The sequence below is a fragment of the Trueperaceae bacterium genome (genome assembly GCA_023954415.1).
Lineage (GTDB): Bacteria > Deinococcota > Deinococci > Deinococcales > Trueperaceae > JAAYYF01.
Genome location: JAMLIB010000002.1, coordinates 61,310 through 80,424 on the forward strand (window position 1 = coordinate 61,310; position 19,115 = coordinate 80,424).

Sequence of the window (19,115 nt, forward strand, 5' to 3'; positions counted from 1 at the left end):
GTTCCCCGTCGACTGTGTCGCGCAAGATGAGCGCTCACGGCGGGCGCGACAAGTACCGCGCCTGGCGCGCTGATGAACGTGCCGTGCGGCGCACCGCCAGACCGATCGCGGAACGGAGGGCGGATTCAAGTGGTCGTCGCAACACCTCGGTTGTGGAGGTGCTAGATGGGCCAGTCGAGGAAGCAGGTGCCTGAGGTTCCGGTTGGGGCGCGGCGCCAGTGGGCGGCGGATCGGGCTTTACGGCCGCCGATGCGGTCACCGGGTCGGCCGGAGCCGTCGCGTGCGGTGCAGCGTGAGTTCTGGCGCCTGATCGCGTCGGGGATCACGACGGTCGAGGCGGCGGCGGTAGGCGTGTCATCGCCGGTAGCGGTGCGCTGGTTCCGGCATGCTGGTGGCATGCCGCCGTTGAGCCTGGTTGAGCCCTCGAAGCGTTACCTGTCTTTCGCTGAGCGTGAGGAGATCGCGCTGTTACGCGCACAGGATGTGGGTATTCGTGAGATCGCCCGCCGTATCGGGCGTGACGCCAGCACCATCTCACGGGAGGTGCGCCGTAACTCCGCGACCCGCGCCGGGAAGCCCGAGTATCGGGCGCTGGTGGCTCAGTGGAAGGCGCAGCAGGCCGCCAAGCGCCCCAAGGTAGCGAAGCTCGCGGTCAACACCCGGTTGCGGGAGTACGTGCAAGACCGGCTCAGTGGGGCTGTTCGTCGGCCTGATGGCACGAGCGTTGCCGGACCCACACCGCCAGCGTGGAAGGGGTTGAACAAGCCGCATCGGGCTGACCGGCGCTGGTCACTCTCGTGGAGCCCGGAGCAGATCTCTCAACGGTTGAAGCTCGATTTCCCTGATGATGAGACCATGCGGATCAGTCACGAGGCGATCTACCAAGCCCTGTTCATCGAGGGTCGCGGCGCGCTCAAGCGGGAGCTGGTCGCGTGCCTGCGCGCCGGGCGAGCGTTACGGCGACCGCGAGAACGATCACGCAACAGGCCGCAGGGGCATATCACTGCGGATGTGGTGATCTCCGAGCGGCCAGCGGAAGCATCTGATCGCGCCGTTCCCGGGCATTGGGAGGGAGACCTCCTCATCGGCACGGGCCGCTCCGCCATCGGCACCCTCGTGGAGCGCAAGAGCCGGTCCACGCTGTTGGTGCACCTACCGCGGCTGGAAGGCTGGGGTGAGAAGCCCGCGGTGAAGAACGGGCCCGCCCTAGGCGGTTACGGCGCGGTCGCCATGACCGCAGCCCTAACCGCGTCGATCACGAAGTTGCCCGATCAGCTCCGTAAGACGCTCACCTGGGATCGCGGCAAGGAACTAACGGCGCACGCCCAGTTCACCCTGGCCACCGGCACGAAGGTGTACTTCGCCGACCCGCACTCACCCTGGCAAAGGGCCACGAACGAGAACACCAACGGGCTGCTAAGGCAGTACTTTCCCAAAGGCACCGATCTATCGAGGTGGTCAGCGGAGGATCTGGAAGCCGTGGCCTTCACGCTGAACAACCGCCCCCGAAAAGTCCTCAACTGGAGAACCCCTGCAGAGGTATTCAACGAGCAGCTACAATCACTCCAACAAGACGGTGTTGCAACGACCGATTGAACTCAGAGAGTACTTCGCCCGCGAGTTCCAGGAGGCCCTGGCACGAAACGCGATCAAGTTCAGGCCGGTCAGGCCGCGCTCGCCGCATCTCAACGGCAAGGTGGAGCGTTCCCAGCAGACCGACCTAAGGGAGTCCCGGCCCACGGTTGACCTGAGAACGCGAGACTTAGGCATGCAGCTTGAGTACTGGCAGTTCCACTACAACTGGCATCGGCCGCACGGCGCGCTGGGCGGCAAGACCCCGATCGATCGCTGCGCGAAGCCAAGCGACATCACACCACCACACGAGTACCTAGACCATCTCTACGATCCCTCTCAGGAACAACCCAGAATCAGGGACAGCGCCGCCGATACCACCGCCGGCAAATTGAAACGAACACTATGAGTTCCACACGTAAACGGTCCTCGATACCCGGCACATACCGCCTTGTGCAATAAGAGACGCGCCAGCTCAGGGGGGTCCGCTCCGGTACAATGCCTTCCATGCAGGGGAGTGAGTGGGTGCGCAGAAGCAATACTCGGCCGGCGCGAACGGCCGAGTGAGCTAACGAATGCGCATCATTGACAACGTCAACGCGTTCCTAGGTGACGACCTCAAGGGTGCGATCAAGCCCGGTTCGCAACTGCGCATTGCGGCGGGCACATTCTCGATCTTCGCCTTCGAGGCGCTGAAGCGCGAGTTGCAATCTATCAAGGAGCTGGAGTTCATCTTCACTGCACCGTCGTTCACGGCGACGACTGCTACAGACAAGCCCGCACCTGAGAAGCGGCAGTTCTTCATCCCGAACCACAAGAACCAGGGCGTCGCTCTGTACGGCTCGGAGTTCGAGATCCGCCTGCGAAACAAGCTCACCCAACGCGCCATCGCTCGCGAGTGCGCCGACTGGGTGCGGCAGAAGGCAACGTTTCGCTCCAACCGCACCGGCGCGCCGATGCAACCGGTCGCGACAGTAGATGAGCATGCTGCCTACTTTCCTATCCAGGGTTTTACAACGTCCGATCTTGGTTACGAGCGTGGACCAGCGGTGTCGAACTACGTCACGAAGTTCGAGGGCGCCGCGGAGACGCGGCAGTTCGTACAGCTCTTCGACCAGATCTGGCACAATGCCGAGCAGCTCGAGGATGTCACGCAGGCGGTCTACGACCACATCGCTAGTGTCTACGCCGAGAACTCACCACAGCGGGTCTACTTCCTGATTCTCTACAACCTATTCTCCGAGTTCCTCGACGACATCAGTGAGGACGTGCTGCCGAACGATCTAACCGGATACCAAGACACGGCAATCTGGCATTCTCTATACAGCTTCCAGAAGGACGCCGCGACGGGCGTCATCAACAAGCTGGAGACCTACAACGGCTGTATCCTGGCCGATAGCGTCGGCCTTGGAAAGACGTTCACAGCTCTGGCGGTGATCAAGTACTACGAGCTCCGCAATAAGTCCGTGCTTGTCCTCACGCCCAAGAAGCTGGCTGAAAATTGGACCAACTACAACGCGAACCTGACAACAAACATCTTCGCGAAGGACCGATTCAACTACGACGTGCTTGCTCACACGGACCTTACGCGGGACTCCGGCGAGTCGCTCGGTATCCCACTCGAGCGCGTGAACTGGGGCAACTACGACTTGGTCGTAATCGACGAGTCACACAATTTCCGCAACGCCGACTTCGCGGAGGAACGCGAGACGCGTTACCAGCGCCTCATGCGCCAGGTCATAAGGGAAGGCGTCAAGACGAAGGTTCTGATGCTCTCTGCTACACCAGTCAATAACCGATTCAACGACCTCCGCAACCAGCTCGCGCTTGCCTACGAAGGCGAGTCGGCCCAACTCGCCGCAAAGCTAAACCTCTCGTCCAGCGTAGAGGTAGTTTTCAGACAAGCGCAGCGAGCCTTCAACGAATGGTCCGATCTACCGCCGGCAGAACGCACACCAGAAGCCATCCTCGCTCTCCTCGACTTCGACTTCTTCGAATTACTCGATTCCGTGACGATCGCCCGCTCCCGCAAACACATCCAGGCCTTCTACGACACGACCGACATGGGCGCCTTCCCGGAAAGGCTCAAGCCCATCTCCGTCCGGCCACCCCTAACGGACATCGCTAACGCCCCGTCATTCAATGCCATCTTCCACGAACTCGAATCTCTCTCGCTGGCCGTTTACGCACCGTTGGCGTACGTGTTTCCAAGCAGGTTGGACAAGTACGAGGATCGCTATGGCAACGCGGGCACGGCTAGAAACCGGCTCGGCGGCGTTATTGGCAATCTCGGTGCGGCGAGTAGAGAAAAAGGCATTCAGAAGCTTATGACCGTAAACCTTCTCAAGCGCCTTGAATCGAGTGTTGAGGCTTTCCGGCTCACGCTTCAGCGCCTTGAGTCCACAGTACAAGAAGCGCTTGATGCTGTCGGCGATCCTGCAGCAACCGTCAAGGACCTTTCGACGGCGTTCGGCGACCTTGATGCGGATGACGACGATTTCGACTTACCGACCAGCGCAACAGTCGGCAAGAAGGTGCAAGTAGATCTGGCTGATATTGACGTAGAGTCTTGGCGCCGCGATCTCGAGCTGGACATTAGCATCATCGCTGACCTGCTTGCAGCGATCGCCGGGGTCACCGCCAAGCATGACCTGAAGTTGCGTGCGCTAGAAGAGCGAATAGAGGCGAAGCTCGCCAACCCGATCAATCCCGGAAACCACAAGATCCTGGTCTTCACGGCCTTCACGGATACTGCCGACTATCTGTACCGAGAATTGGCGCCGTGGCTATCTCTCAAGGGTTTCCACACTGCCCTTGTAACCGGCACAGGTAACCCCAAGACGACTCTCGGCAAGGGTTACAGCTTCCAGCAGACACTGACGCTGTTCTCTCCGCGCTCGAAGCAACGACATCTAACGATGCGGAACGAGACAGCCGAGATCGACGTACTGATCGGCACCGACTGCATTAGCGAAGGGCAGAATCTCCAGGACTGCGACTACCTGATCAACTACGACATCCACTGGAACCCGGTCCGCATCATCCAACGCTTTGGTCGCATCGACCGAATCGGGTCGACGAACGAGCGCATCCAGCTTGTGAACTTCTGGCCCGACATCACTCTCGATGAGTACATCAACCTGAAGGAGCGCGTCGAGAACCGCATGGTCATCGCCGACCTGGCCGCGACGGCCGACGACAACGTACTCACGCAGGAAGCTAGTGACGCCGCCTTCCGCAGGGAGCAACTCCGTCGACTCCAGGAGGAGGTAATCGAGCTGGAGGATGTGCGCACCGGCATCAGCATCACCGACCTCGGCCTGAATGACTTCCGCATGGACCTGCTCAGCTACATTAAGGATGACCCAACTATCGCAACCTCGCCGAAGGGTATCCACGCGGTCGTACCAGCCCAGCCGGAAAAAGGGCTCAAGCCCGGGGCGCTTTTCGCCCTCCGGAACAGCAAGGCCGACGAGATGCTCAACCGCGGCAACCGCCTCCACCCGTACTACCTCGTCTACCTCGACACCGAGGGCAAGGTGATCGCCGACCACACTGAGGCAAAGTACCTACTTGACCTGATCCGGTCAGGGTGCCGAAACCGTGACGAACCCGCCTGGGATGTCTGTCGTGTCTTCAATGCCGCCACCCTTGATGGCGTCGAGATGGGCCAGTACAGTAGGCTACTGACAGAGGCGATCCGCTCGATGATCGACGTGACTGAGGAACGCGACCTCGACAGCCTCTTCAGTCCCGGTCACACCACAGCACTGCGGCAGACCATCTCCGGCCTCGACGACTTCGAACTGATCGCCTTTCTTGCCATCGTCGAGGAGCCCGCAACGTGAAGGATGTGCTGTTTCGCTGGCCACAGAACGCGGCGTTCGGGAGGTCTGTGCCGAAGACTAAGTTCTACGAACACGGGAGCGTCCGCACCGGGCTTCGGGAGAAGTTTGTCGACGAAATCCAGCGCATCACCTGGGCCTACAAGCTTGCGGAGGGGACAATCCGGCTCAAGGGCTCGGAAGTGGTGCCGGAGATCCAGGTCTTCACTATCGAGGCGAAGGGCGCAAACGTGGGCGACGAAGTGCTCGCCTCCATTGACCGCGCAGTGCACTTCCCGATTATCTTCGAGGTCGTCAGCGCCGTCGAGCACACCTCCCACGTGCGAATGACCGCAGCGCAAAAACTGCTCGGCGGCGCAGCGCCGAAGGTCGGCGCATACTTCACGACCGCGTGGCTTCCTACCGACACGCCGCGCTCCCCGCTGCCGGCCGCGACCGACCTCCTTGCGCTGTACGAAACGCTGCTTGCCTCCCTCATGCCGGTGGCAAAACGTCCAGGGGAGTCAGTGTCCGAGGCCACCGATAGAATGGGGAGGATGCGCAAGCTCGAACGCGAAATTGCCGCACTAGAGCGGAAACTCCGCACCGAACCGCAATTCAACCGCAAGGTTGAGCTGCAACGCTCGTTGAAGGAACGCCGGGCCGCGCTTGCGGAGTTGGTCTGAGCGAAGTGCACGACGAGGAGCGTGATGGAGAAGCTGAAGATGCATTCAGTTGACTTGACCCAGGCGAACATCAATCGAATCGCGGAGCTGTTCCCGAACGTCGTCACCGAATCGCTCGACACCAACGGGCGCCCGATTCGCACCATCGACTTTGATGCCCTCCGACAAGAGCTATCCGATCACGTCGTCGAGGGACCCCAGGAGCGCTACCAGCTCGACTGGCCAGGCAAGCGCGCGGCCGCGTTCGCCGCCAACGCACCAATCTCCAAGACGCTGCGTCCGATGCGGGAGGAGTCCGTCGACTTCGATACGACCAAGAACCTCTTCATTGAAGGTGACAACCTCGACGCCTTGAAACTGCTCCAAGAGTCCTATCTCGGCAAAGTGAAGCTCATCTACATCGATCCCCCTTACAACACAGGAAACGACTTCGTTTACAAGGATGACTTCGCCGAGTCTACAGCTGACTACCTAGAGCGTTCCGGGCAAGAGACCGAGGCAGGTGTCCGGTTGGTTGCTAACGCGGACTCCAATGGCCGGTTCCACTCCGACTGGCTTAGCATGATATATCCGCGACTGAAGCTGGCCAGGAACCTTCTGGCCGAGGACGGCCTGATCTTCATCAGCATCGACTCGCACGAAGTCCACAATCTTGTCAAGATTTGCGACGAGATATTCGGCCCGGGTAGTCACAAGAACACGATCGCCGTTCGCCGCGGGATAAAGAACGTCCAGGCCCAGTTCGAGGACGTGAACGCGCTGTCTCAGGGCCATGAGTATGTGCTGCTGTACACGCGGAGTGAGGCAGTCCGACTTCCGAAACTGTCCCTCGCCCACGCTGAATCCAAGCCGGGAAAGTGGGACACCTTCTGGCGCGGAACAGATCGCCCCACGATGCGGTATGAACTCTTTGGCTCTACTCCCGCCTCGGGGCAGTGGCGCTGGGAAGAGGGCCGTACGAAGGAGGCCGTCCAGAACTACGAGACGTACCTTGTGGAACACGAGGACCGCACCAGCCTGGACGACTACTACCTTGATCACCTCGCCGCTACGAACGTCAAGCTCAACTTCGTGCGCCTCAACTTCGAAGGCGTTGTGCAGTACTACGTGCCGCCAAGCGCGGGAAAGCTACTCAGTGATAACTGGATGGACCTCACTCTAGGCGGCAACGAGACCGACGAGTTCGACACCGAGAAGAGCGTCGCGCTCCTCTCACGAATCATCAGCTGGGCCACACGTGACGTAGACCTCGTGATGGACTTCTTCGCCGGGTCAGGGACCACGGGACACGCGGTCTTCTCCGTGAATGCAACTGACGGTGGCCGACGGCGCTTCATCCTGGTCCAGCTGCCCGAAAGGATCGCCGGAAAAGAAGGTACGTCCATTGCAGCAATCACAATCAGTCGCTTGAAGAAGGCAGGAGCAGTTCACGCAGCTCTAGGCGCAGATACGGGGTTTCGAGCCCTTCGCATCGATTCAACCAACATGCTGGTCGCCTCTTCCTCCGCAGGTGATCTCGCGCAAGACGAACTCTTGGAGTTGATAGACCGTGTAAAGCCCGACCGCACTGACGAGGAGCTGCTCTTCCAAGTTCTCCTCGACTGGGGCCTCGACCTTGGTCTGCCCGTACAACGTGGGGTTTCGAGAGAGAGAGAGAGAGAGAGAGAGAGAGAGAGAGAGAGAGAACGGCAGTGGCGCCCACCACGTACTTCCGCGTCGCAGACGACGCGCTCATCGCGTGCTTCAGCGAAGAGGTGTCCGCTGATGTGGTCACCGAGATCGCCAAGCTCCAACCACTCCGTGCCGTGTTCCGGGACTCGGCCTTCAAGTCTGACGCGGATCGCATCAACGCGGAGCAACTCTTCCGCGAGCTGTCGCCGAACACCGAAGTCAGAACGGTATGATCTCGCTGTTCTGGGCGGTGGCGCGTGATGGAGAAGCGCGCGCTGAACTCGCCAGATCTGTCGGCTCGCAATGTCGAACGCATCGCGGAACTGTTCCCGCAGGTCATCACCGAGTCGCGAGACACGGAGGGCAACGTGACTCTCGCCGTTGACTTCGACCTGCTTCGCCAGGAACTCTCCAACCATGTTGTCGAAGGACCGCAGGAGCGCTACCAACTCGACTGGCCCGGCAAGCGCGCCGCCGCCTTCGCTGCCAATGCACCCATCGCCAAGACCCTGCGCCCCGTTCGCAAGGAATCGGTGGACTTTGACACTACGAAGAACCTCTTCATCGAGGGAGACAACCTGGAGGCCCTCAAGCTCCTTCAGGAGTCGTATCTCGGCAAGGTCAAACTAGTCTACATAGACCCGCCCTATAACACGGGGAACGACTTCGTCTACAACGACGACTTCGCTGAGTCCAGCGCCGAGTACCTCGCCCGCTCGGGTCAGAAGTCAGAGACGGGTGATCGCCTCGTTGCCAACACCGAAGCCAACGGCCGCTTCCACTCCGACTGGCTGAGCATGATATACCCGCGGCTCAAGCTGGCCAGGAACTTACTGACCGACGACGGTGTGCTTGTTGTGTCGATCGACGAAAACGAGCACGCAAGTCTCGTCCGCTTGGGTGAGGAGGTGCTCGGCGACACGTCGTACGTCGGAGAAATCGTGCTGAAGAACAGCAGCAAGAACGATCAGGCGTACGTCTCGATCCAGCATGAGTACATCGTCTTCTTCGTGAGGAACCGGCAGGCCAACGCTGGCGACTGGGTTGAGAAGAAGGAAGGGCTCGAAAGGATCTATGCCGCGTTCGACGGGTTCCGAAGAAAATACGGTGACGATTGGGCAGCTATCAACGCCGCGGCAAAGGCGTGGTACAATCAGTTCCCTGCGAACGACCCGGTAGCGGCGAGCAAACACTACGACTGCATGGATGCCCGTGGTGTCTATTTCGGCAGCGATATTTCAGGGCCCAACGATGGTCAGTATGTTTACGATGTGGCCCATCCCGTCACTGGTGAGCCGTGCAAGCGGCCTTCGCGTGGGTGGGTGTTCCCCGAGCCGTCGATGCTGGCCAAGATCGCTGATGGGCGCGTACATTTCGGGCCGGATCACACGACCGTGCCGAAAATCAAGACCTACCTGCGAGAGACGGAGCACCAGAGTCTCACGAGTGTCCGTTACGTCGACGGCCGCGCGGCCTCGAAGCGGCTCGCAGCGTTGTTCGGCGAGAAGGTCTTCACGAACCCGAAGGACGAGTACCTGCTCCGGGACATCTATCGCGCAGTCGGCGTGTCTGGTGATGACATCGTGCTCGACATGTTCGCGGGTTCCGGGTCGGCGATGCAGGCCGTCCTCGAACTCAACAGTACTGAGTCGATGTCATGCCGCTTCATCGGAATCCAGGTCGCCGAGGACTTGAACGAGTCTCTCAAGACGGCGAAGGGGGCCGCGAAGCAGATCATCACGAACGCGATCCGGCACCTCATGCGCCTCGGGCGTCCGGCGACTGTTGCTGAGATCACGAAGCAGCGAATACGACTTGTCCATAACCAACTCGCTGGCAACCTGCTTGTCGATAACGGTTTCCGCGTGCTGAGGGTCGATACATCAAACCTGGCGGACACGCTTGCCTCTCCCGACGTTCTGACGCAGGGTATGTTGGTCAATGCCGTCGACAGCGTTAAGCGAGATCGCTCTGACGAAGATCTGCTTTTCCAGGTGCTCCTCGACTGGGGCCTCGACCTGTCGGAACCCATCGAGGTTGAGGAGAAGACTGGTTGCCGGGTCCTGACGGTTGCCGACGACGCGCTCATCGCCTGCTTCGCCAACGAGGTAACCGACGATGTCGTGCAGGCTATCGCGGCTCGCCATCCGCTCCGCGCCGTTTTCTTGGACTCCAGTTTCGCTAACGACGCAGCACGCATCAACGCCGAGCAGACCTTCCGCGAAGTGTCACCCGAGACCGAAGTGCGCACGATCTGAGGTTGGCCGCCCATGACTCCTGCTGAACTCACGGCGTTGCTCGACCGACTCATCGCCGGTTGGGAGAACGAGGTCGTCGAGTTCAAGACTACCAGCAACCAGTACTCGGCCGACAAGACGGGCGAGTACGTGTCGGCGATGGCGAACGAGGCGAACCTGCGGGGGCTCGCGACGGCTTGGATGGTGTTCGGCATCAACAACCAGCGCAACGTGGTCGGCACCGCGCACCTGCCGACACCACAGAGCCGGCAGTCGCTGAAGCATCACGTGCAGCAGTCCATCGACCAGGGGCTCACCATCCGCGAGATCTACGAGGCCGACTATCTGGGAAAGCGAGTCGTGATTGCGGAGATTCCGGCCGCCCCGGCAGGAATTCCGATCTCTTGGAAGGGCGACTACCGCGCCCGCGTGGGCGAGAGTCTGGCCCCGCTGTCGCTCGACAAGCTCGACCAGATTCGCAATCAGACCATCGGTGCCGACTGGACCGCGGTCGTCGTCAAGGGTGCCGCGATCGCCGACCTGGATCCCGCTGCCATCGCGCGAGCCCGGCAAGGGTTCGCGGAGCGGCATGCCGCACGCATCCCCGCCGTCGACATCGCAGCCTGGGACGATGCGACGTTTCTCGCCCGAGCGCGGCTCACGCGCAACGGTGGCATCACGCGCGCGGCGATGCTGCTGCTCGGGTCAGACACGTCGACTCACCTCCTGACCCCGCACCTCGCGCAACTCACATGGAAGCTCGTGGGCGAACAGCAGGCGTACGAGCACTTCCACCTGCCGTTCCTGCTCACCGCCAGCGAACTGGCCAGCCGCATCCGCAACGTACGCATCCGGCTGTTACCGCCGAACCAACTGATCTACCGCGAGATCCAGAAGTACGACGAGCGCAGCATTCTGGAGGCGCTCTACAACGCCATCGCCCACCAGGACTACGCGCGCCATGGGCGCATCGTCGTGACCGAGTACGTCGACCGCCTGGAGTTCGTCAGCATCGGCGACTTCTACGACGGTACGCCCGACGAGTACCGGCTCGGGCACCGCACGCCGGGCCGGTACCGCAATCCGTTTCTCGTCGCAGCAATGCACGAGTTGCACCTGATTGACCAGCTCGGGTATGGCATCCGCCGAATGGTCGAAGACCAGGTCCGGCGGTTCCTACCGCTGCCGGACTACGACCTGTCGCGAACCGGCGAGGTGAAGCTGGCGCTGCCCGGTGCGGTGATCGACGAAGCGTACTCGCGCCTGCTCATGGTGCGCACCGACCTGCCGATCGAGGACGTGCTGGCGCTTGACCGAGTACAGAAGGGGTTGCCGGTGACCGGGGAGGCGAGCGCTCGGCTACGCAAGTCGAAACTGATTGAGGGTCGCGGCCACGGTGTGCACGTGAACGCCGACATCGCCGCGATCACGGGCAAGAAGGCCGAGTACATCCGCACCCGCGCGCAGGACGACGCCCACTACGCCCGTCTGGTGATCGACTACCTCACACAGTACGGTGGGGCGTCCCGCAAAGAGATTGACGACTTGCTAGGCAAGTACCTGCCCGGCGCTCTCAACGCAAAGCAGCAGAGGTCGAAGGTCACGAACCTGCTCACCCGCATGCGCACGGACGGGGCAATCCGCAATGCCGGAACGCAACAGAAGCCGAGATGGGAGCTTGTTTAGGCATGGGTGGAAACGGGTTCACGAAAACAAGCCGTAAGCAAACAAGCTTGGCGAGATTGCTGGCCAGAGGCCTGTCATCTTGTCTAGAACCGGCGCATGACGTTGCCGCTCGCAGAAGGACTACCACCGCATGAAGCTCCAGTTCAAGGTCCAACCGTACCAGACTAAGGCCGTCGATGCTGTCGTCGAGGTGTTCGCCGGGCAGCCGTACGCCGACGGCGTACGGTACCGCATCGATCCAGGCAAGGATGCGGCGCAGAAGCTGCTGGAAGACGCGGGTTTGCGCAATACCGAGATCGCGTTGACGCCGCCACAGCTGCTCGCCAACGTGCATCGGGTGCAGCAGGAGCGTGGGTTGACACCGTCGAAGGACTTGAAGGACCCGGTCAGGGTGTCTGCAGCGCCGCTGAACCTCGACATCGAGATGGAGACCGGTACGGGCAAGACCTACGTGTACACGAAGACGATCATGGAGCTGCACGAGCGCTATGGGTGGTCGAAGTACATCGTGGTTGTACCGTCAATCGCCATTCGCGAGGGCGTGAAGAAGTCGTTCGACATAACTGCAGAGCACTTCCAGCAGTTCTACGGCACCAAGCCGCGCACGTTCGTCTACAACTCGTCTCGATTGCACGAACTGGAGCGATTCTCCTCCGACGCTGGCGTGCAGGTGATGATCATCAATATCCAGGCGTTCAACGCCACCGGTAAGGACGCACGTCGCATCTACGAGGTTTTGGATGACTTCCAGTCTCGCCGTCCAATCGATGTAATCGCGGCAAACCGGCCGATACTGATCATCGACGAGCCGCAGAAGATCGAAGGCGACGCCAGGAAGACCTCTAGGTCACTGGAGGCGCTTGTGCGGTTTAATGCCCTGTTCGCGTTGCGCTACTCGGCGACCCACAAGATCGAGCGCACCAAGGTGCATCGCCTCGACGCGGTCGACGCTTACAACCAAAAGCTGGTGAAGAAGATCGCTGTTCGTGGAATCACAGTCAAGCATCTGGCAGGCAGCACGGCTTACCTGTACGTGGATGGGTTGGAAGTCGGCAAGGGCGCGGACTTCCCGAAGGCGCGTGTCGAACTAGAAGTACGAACCAATCAAGGCATCAAGCGTCAGGTGAAGCGCCTTAGTCAGGGTATGAACCTGCACGACATCTCCGGTGGCATCGAGGCATACAAAGGCCTGTTCGTCCGGGACGTCGATGCGAACCGCGACATCATCGAGCTGAGTAACGGCGACATCATTGGCGCCGGCGAGGTCACCCAGGACGTGACCGACGCAGCCAAGCGGCGCATCCAGATCCGCGAGGTCATCCGAGCACACCTCGACAAAGAGCGCGAGTTGTTCGCCCAAGGCGTCAAGGTGCTGTCGCTCTTGTTTATCGACGAAGTCGCCAAGTACCGCGACTACGAGCGTGAGGACACTCTCGGGGAGTATGCGCGTGTGTTCGAGGAGGAGTACGCAGCGTTGCTGGACGACTATCTCGCCCGGCTTGACTTCGACAAGGCTGCCGAGCGGTATCGCAAGCATGTCGAGGCCATCCCCGTGCGCAAGACCCATGAGGGCTACTTCTCGATTGACAAGAGGACCGGCCGCTCAATCGACGGATCGGTGAAGAAGACCGGCGAGACCGCAGGGCAGTCTGACGACGTGGACGCATATGACCTGATCCTCAAGGACAAGGAACGCCTATTGTCGTTCGAGGAGCCCGTGAGGTTCGTTTGGTCGCACTCTGCGCTGCGCGAGGGTTGGGACAACCCGAATGTGTTCGTGATGGGTATGCTCAAGAAGAGTGACAACACCACGACGCGGCGGCAGGAGATCGGTCGTGGCCTGCGCCTGGCGGTCGACCAGCACGGTGAGCGGATGGACAACCCCGTCACCGTGCACGACATCAACGAGCTGACCGTCGTCACCGACGAGTCCTACACCGAGTTCGTCACGGCCCTGCAGAAGGAGATCGTGGAATCGCTGTCTGCGAGGCCGCGTAAGGCTAGCGTCGACTACTTCGTCGGCAAGCACATTACGCTCGCCGACGGGTCGACGAGCGTGATGGAGAAGCCCGTTGCGCAGGCCTTGTACAACCATCTGGTCCGCAGTAACTACATCGACGACGAGGGCCTGGTGACGCAGGTATACAAGGACGCCCGCGCCGACGGCAATCTCGCCGCGCCCACGGCCGAGGCTCTCAAGCCGATCATCGACTTTGTCTGGCCTCTCGTCGATGAGCTCTACCTCGCGGTGCCAACCCCGACCGACGGACGCAAGCCCAAGAGAATCCCATTCAATGAGTCGAACTTCAAGAGACGCGAGTTTCAGGAACTGTGGGGCCGCATCAACCACAAGGCTGTCTACCAGGTCGAGTTCGATTCCGCCGAGCTGATCACAAACTGTGTCCGAGCGCTTGACACGTCGCTGAATGTAACGGTCATGCAGTACCTCGTCGAAAGCGGCAAGCAGGTCGTCGGCCTCAAAGTCGAGCAGCTCGAGGCTGGCATGGGCTTCAAGGTCGCCGAGACGAAAGTGGCTCACTCGGCGATCTCAGCGGGGTCGACCGTCAAGTACGACCTCCTCGGGGAGATCGCGGAGAAGACAAAGCTCACCCGCCGGACGTGCGCTGCGATCCTGACATGCATTCAGCCGAGCACCTTCGCAAGATTCAGGCAGAACCCCGAGCAGTTCATCACGGAGGCCGCCCGGCTCATCAACGAGCAAAAGGCAACAGTCATCGTCGAGCACCTCACCTACGACCCGCTTGACCGCCGCTACGACTCCTCAATCTTCACCGAGAATCAGACCGCCCAGGACCTCTCGAAGGCAGGCGAGAAGCTCACGAAGAGCGTCTACGAATATGTGGTCACCGACTCAAAGGTCGAGCGGTCGTTCGTGGAGAGACTCGACGTCAGTGACGAGGTCGTCGTGTACTCGAAGCTGCCGCGCGGATTCTTCATCCCGACCCCTGTGGGCGACTACAACCCCGACTGGGCCATCGCATTCCGCGAGGGAGCGGTGAAGCACGTCTATTTCGTCGCTGAAACCAAGGGCTCCATGTCTACGCTCCAGCTCAAGGGAGTCGAGCAAGCCAAGATCGAGTGTGCACGTAAGTTCTTCGCATCCCTCAACGACAAAGCCGAGCATGGTGGCGTGAAGTACGACGTCGTCGACAGCTACGACTCACTGCTTCAGCTCGTGGGGGCGTAGTCGGGATGGGCATCGAGCTGCATTTCTCGTAGCACTTCGGGGTATCGCCGGAGGTGCTAGAGGAGTATGGCGCGTTCGACATCAGCCTCGCCTGCGACGTGCCTCTCTTCGTCGACCCGTTCCTGCTCTTCAACATCAAGGAGCAGGGGTATCGCGATCAACACGATGGGATCATCCGTCTTCTTCTCTTCCGTGACCGCGCCGCCCCCGGCATAGCAGCCAGTCCCGGATCAGCTACCGACAGACTAACAGGTGGTTCTGATCTTCCCGAACCGGGAAGCGTGCCTGCGACTGGTGACGGCCTTGTGCGTGGAGCAGAGCGAGGAGTGGCTATCGGGCAGGAAGTACTTGGATATGGAACTGCTCGACAGCGCCGTAGCTTCAACCCCGACCAGCCGTGAGGAGGTGAGCCTGGCGGCCTAGCGATGACTGACCTTGGAGGAAATTACAGACTTAACGGGGCTTGACTACGGGGCTTGACTGCGAGGTGGCTCCCGTGATCGAGGAATTGTTGCGTCACGGAGCTCAGTTGGAGGCGCGTGACGATGCGGACATGACACCGCTGCTGTTCGCCGCGGCCAATTTCCTTTCGACAGAGGCCATCAGGGCCGTCGCAAGTGCTGGAGCCGACCTTCACGCCCTAGGCGAGGGTGGTCGGAACGCTCTTGAAATCGCTCGATCGCGGGATAGCGATCCGGCGGATGAGGTCCATCTCGTTACTAGACCAACTGATGCCGGCTTGACTAAGGCGGCGCCGAGCATGCAACGCTGGCAAGCGGGTTGGAGGCTCCCGAAGTCAGTTGGCCACTACGTGGACCCGCGTGGAGCGCATGGGCGCGCCCTCTAATACCGTCCTCACGGCGTCGTTGATCTGCGCCTTTAGTTCCGGCATGGCCCGCAGAGCCGCCCTGATCATGGCGTCTCGGCAAACGTCGGCTTCGTGGTTGGAACGGAGCCCCAGGAAGTGGAAAAGGTCATGGTGGTCTCGAGCGGTAACGCTTATCTCGTCGAGCAGGTAGCGAGCTTCGCTGGCGCCACGGCTGAGCTCCAGTTGCTCCGCTAAGCAATCCAAGCCGACCTGGCTTCCAGCCACGGTGGCGAGCAACCAAGCTTCGGGCGCTTCTACTCCTGGCAGCCGGCCGACCCAGTGATAACTCTCATGGGAGAGGGGGGCCACACCGAAATCGCCTTGTGCGGGAAGCCCCAAGCACTCCTCTTCCGAGAGGGCGCGATAGAAGTCCCGAATCTCGCTGTCTCGGACGTCGCCATCGAAAAGGTAGAGGCACCGCGCCCGCGGGGACGACTGGTGCAGGAACTTGCCCACGGTGCGGAAGCTGTCCTTGCTGCCGATAGGCTCGATCCCGACCCTGACACGGAGGTCCGATTCGAGCGCGTTCGCAACGAGTTGCCTCGCTACCCTGTCTTCAACGTAGATGGCTAACTCCTGCTGGTTGGAGTTGGTGAGCGCACTTACGGCCATGCGGGACGTTGGCTTGGGGATAACGTAGACACGCCCGCCTCCCCGTTGGAGGAGGATGCGTGACACGCGCGGTAATGCATCGATGTAATGTTCAGAGTGACTTGTCGTGACGATCTGGAGGCCCTTATCGATGCTGATCTCTACCATGTGTTGAGCGAGCCGCCGTAAGGCACTCGGATGTATGCCCAGCTCGACTTCCTCGATTCCGAGGATCGAGCCTGGCTTCGCGCTCTGCAGGGCGTACAGCACCTGCACCACGGAATCCTCCCCCGCGCCCATGTTGAATCCGGAGTAGGTGGCGTCGCTCCTCAGAACCCTCAAGCCGTAGCGCTCATCGCCGTAGACGTGAGCGTCGCTGAACTCCATGCCCATGATCTGCGAAAGTCGCTGGATGTACTCCTGATCGAGGTTGGCCGTTGGCTTCACTACTCGAGAACCGCTGAACTTGTTCCGGAGAGTTCGTTGCTCGATGGCTGGCACGCAGCGCGAGATGCCCAGGTACGAAACGTACTTCCCGGGGCGCCGTTCGTACCTCATCCACTTGTTGGTTTGTTTCCTGATCGTGAGCTCGGCGCCGTCGGCGAACTCCCAATTGATATCCACGCCGGACACTTCGGGATCAGTTAACCCCTTGAAGAAGAAGTCGCTGAAAACGAAGTCTTGGTACGACTTCCGGGCCCTGCGAGCGCTACGGTTCGGCGTGCGCGCGGGGACAATGCTGGCCTTCGTCTTGCGGTCGGGATCGCTGTAGGCCAGCATGGCGAGGGCCAAGATCGTCGACTTACCGGCGCCGTTACGGCCGGAGATCACGGTGATGGGATAGTCGAACCTTACTTCTACGTTCGCTAGGCCGCGGATCCCTGCCGTCCCGGAGAGCGAGATTGCTCTCAGCGCAGAGGAGAAGCGCTTGTCGCTGACCCAAGCGCGTTCAAGCTTGCGTTCCATGTCGGTTAGGTGGATTCCCGGCATCGGCTCTCAGCACAATTCTATCCGAATCGGGGCTGCCGCGGCGTGGTCCTTCGGACTCAACGGCATGCGCGCTCAATGGCCGACGCATTTGCCACCTCCCCTCAGCAGGCAGCTAGAAAGGAACGACCCTAGGTGTCGCATACTACCGCTACCGTGTTCTTGGGCTGCCACTCCGCCTTTGCGGTGGCGCCCAGGCTTCCTCTGTGCCTGTTGGCTGGTTGCCGCTCTTTCCCTTCCCTTCAGTGAGTAGAGGGCAGGCTAAGGTCGGTAGTAATGAGTCAGGATCAGAAGCAGGAGAGTCAGGCGGGAGTGACCCCGTTTCGGTGGACACGTGCTCGCTCGGCTATTGTGCTGAGCAGAAGGAGTGGTCATGCCGAAGGCGCCGCCGCCTTATCCGCCTGAGTTCAAGGAGGAAGCCGTTCGTCATCACCGTTCGAGCGGTAAGAGTACCAGCCAGGTCGCAGCCCATCTTGGTGTCGCGCACGAGACGTTGCGCAGTTGGTTGAGACGTCACGAGATCGATGATGGTAACGCGCCCGGCATCACCTCGACCGAGCGTGAGGAGCTGCGTACGCTCAGGCGTGGGATCAGAGTATTGCGTGAGGAGCGCGAGATCCTGCGAAAAGCCGCGGTGGATTCAGTCCGTCAGTGCAACATGTTTCAGGAGGTGTTGCGTGGCGAGGATGGGTCGGCCGGGGTTGCCCGACGAGCGGAAGCGGGAGCTGTGGGATCGCTGGCGTGCTGGGGAGTCGATCAGCCAGATCTCGGTAGCGTTAGCGAAACCGCCGGGGCCGGTGTTCACGATCCTGCGGCACTACGGTGGCATCGCTCCAGCGTCACGCAAGCGCCGCCCGGAGTTCTTGTCGCTGGCTGAGCGAGAGGAGATCTCCAGGGGCTTGGCGAGCGGCAAATCCCTACGGCAGATCGCCCGTGAGCTGAACCGCGCCCCTTCGAGCATCAGCCGTGAAGTGAAACGCAACAAGGGCGCGCGGCATTATCGTGCGGTCGCCGCCTCGTTGACCCGAGCCGATTGGCGAGGACCAGCCACAGGTGCATGATAAGTGCATGGCGGTGAAGAGGATCACAATCGACATGGACGCTTACGAGCGGCTGAGTCGCTTGAAGCGGAAGGGGCAATCGTTCTCGCAGGTGATCAGGGAGCTGACCCCACCGGCGGTTTCAACCGGGGGCGACTTGCTCGAGGTGCTTGACGCCATCGACATCTCCGAGACCACACTCGACGCGCTCGACCAGATCGTGGAAGACCGCCTCCCGTTACCACCGAAAACCCTATATAGCGGTCTACCCCACCCACGGCCGCAAGGGAGGCCACCCGCGTGACCCGAACGAACGAGACGAAGGCCTACTGCATCGCAGGCGCCCACGTGGTCGCCGAGGAGTTCGACGGCGAGTACATGGTTCTCGACCTAGGAACGGGGCGGTACTTCAGCTTCGCCGGCGGGGCCGCCTTGGTCTGGGCGGGGCTGGTCGCCGGCGCCACCCCTGGCGAGCTGGCGGCGCGGCTACCGGCCGGTAGCCAGGCACGCGCCTCGTTCGCCGCGTTCGTGGAGAGCGCCATCGACGCAGGCCTGCTCAGGGAGGCGGAGCGACCCGCCGACGTTGACGCCAGCGATCTCGCCGAGCGCATCGCGGCCGCCGGCGACACGTTCGCGTTCGAGGCGTTCGATGACCTGACCGAGCTCCTCGCCGCCGATCCCATCCACGACGTCGCGAAGGAGGCGGGTTGGCCGCATAGCGAGCCACGTGACGCGTGACGAGCGA

Annotated in this window: 13 protein-coding genes; 12 read left to right on the forward strand and 1 reads right to left on the reverse strand. The window is 61.1% G+C overall.

Annotated features, from left to right (window positions below; genetic code table 11):
* Positions 1–249 precede the first annotated feature (249 nt).
* The 9 genes from M9914_02760 to M9914_02800 all read left to right on the forward strand — a co-directional run bounded on the left by M9914_02760 (position 250) and on the right by M9914_02800 (position 15,285).
* Positions 250–1,596, forward strand: a complete 1,347-nt coding sequence (locus tag M9914_02760; protein ID MCO5173086.1) for an IS30 family transposase — start codon at positions 250–252, stop codon at positions 1,594–1,596.
* Positions 1,597–1,696: 100 nt separating this feature from the next.
* Positions 1,697–1,981 (forward strand): integrase core domain-containing protein, encoded by a 285-nt coding sequence (locus M9914_02765; GenBank protein MCO5173087.1) that lies wholly within the window; start codon positions 1,697–1,699, stop codon positions 1,979–1,981.
* 166 nt (positions 1,982–2,147) lie between these two features.
* A complete protein-coding gene (locus tag M9914_02770; GenBank protein ID MCO5173088.1) occupies positions 2,148–5,420 on the forward strand; it encodes an SNF2-related protein in 3,273 nt (1,090 codons plus the stop codon).
* Positions 5,417–6,082, forward strand: coding sequence for a DUF4391 domain-containing protein (locus M9914_02775; GenBank protein MCO5173089.1), 666 nt, complete (start codon positions 5,417–5,419; stop codon positions 6,080–6,082). The genes M9914_02770 and M9914_02775 overlap by 4 nt, the downstream gene beginning before the upstream one ends.
* 24 nt (positions 6,083–6,106) lie before the next feature.
* Positions 6,107–8,014, forward strand: coding sequence for a site-specific DNA-methyltransferase (locus tag M9914_02780; GenBank protein ID MCO5173090.1), 1,908 nt, complete (start codon positions 6,107–6,109; stop codon positions 8,012–8,014).
* Complete coding sequence (locus M9914_02785) at positions 8,014–10,011, forward strand: site-specific DNA-methyltransferase (GenBank protein ID MCO5173091.1); 1,998 nt, start codon at positions 8,014–8,016, stop codon at positions 10,009–10,011. Before M9914_02780 ends, M9914_02785 begins: the two co-directional genes overlap by 1 nt.
* Positions 10,012–10,023: 12 nt before the next feature.
* Positions 10,024–11,676 (forward strand): putative DNA binding domain-containing protein, encoded by a 1,653-nt coding sequence (locus M9914_02790; protein ID MCO5173092.1) that lies wholly within the window; start codon positions 10,024–10,026, stop codon positions 11,674–11,676.
* A 130-nt stretch (positions 11,677–11,806) separates the two neighbouring features.
* The gene (locus tag M9914_02795) at positions 11,807–14,884 is read left to right on the forward strand and encodes a DEAD/DEAH box helicase family protein (protein ID MCO5173093.1); all 3,078 of its coding nucleotides are present in this window, start codon (positions 11,807–11,809) and stop codon (positions 14,882–14,884) included.
* 53 nt (positions 14,885–14,937) lie between these two features.
* Positions 14,938–15,285, forward strand: a complete 348-nt coding sequence (locus M9914_02800; protein MCO5173094.1) for a hypothetical protein — start codon at positions 14,938–14,940, stop codon at positions 15,283–15,285.
* A 395-nt stretch (positions 15,286–15,680) separates the two neighbouring features.
* Here the strand turns inward: M9914_02800 and M9914_02805 are convergent, their stop codons facing one another.
* Complete coding sequence (locus tag M9914_02805; protein MCO5173095.1) at positions 15,681–17,309, reverse strand: ATP-binding protein; 1,629 nt, start codon at positions 17,307–17,309, stop codon at positions 15,681–15,683.
* 394 nt (positions 17,310–17,703) lie between these two features.
* Here M9914_02805 and M9914_02810 point away from each other — a divergent pair, with 394 nt between their 5' ends.
* The 3 genes from M9914_02810 (at position 17,704) to M9914_02820 (ending at position 19,108) form a co-directional block, all read left to right on the forward strand.
* The gene (locus tag M9914_02810; protein MCO5173096.1) at positions 17,704–18,207 is read left to right on the forward strand and encodes a transposase; all 504 of its coding nucleotides are present in this window, start codon (positions 17,704–17,706) and stop codon (positions 18,205–18,207) included.
* A 191-nt stretch (positions 18,208–18,398) separates the two neighbouring features.
* Positions 18,399–18,674: an antitoxin VapB family protein gene (locus M9914_02815; protein ID MCO5173097.1), complete on the forward strand. Its 276-nt coding sequence runs from the start codon at positions 18,399–18,401 to the stop codon at positions 18,672–18,674.
* Entirely contained in the window at positions 18,671–19,108 is a 438-nt protein-coding gene (locus M9914_02820) for a PqqD family protein (protein MCO5173098.1), read from the forward strand. The genes M9914_02815 and M9914_02820 overlap by 4 nt, the downstream gene beginning before the upstream one ends.
* The last annotated feature ends 7 nt before the right edge of the window (positions 19,109–19,115 follow it).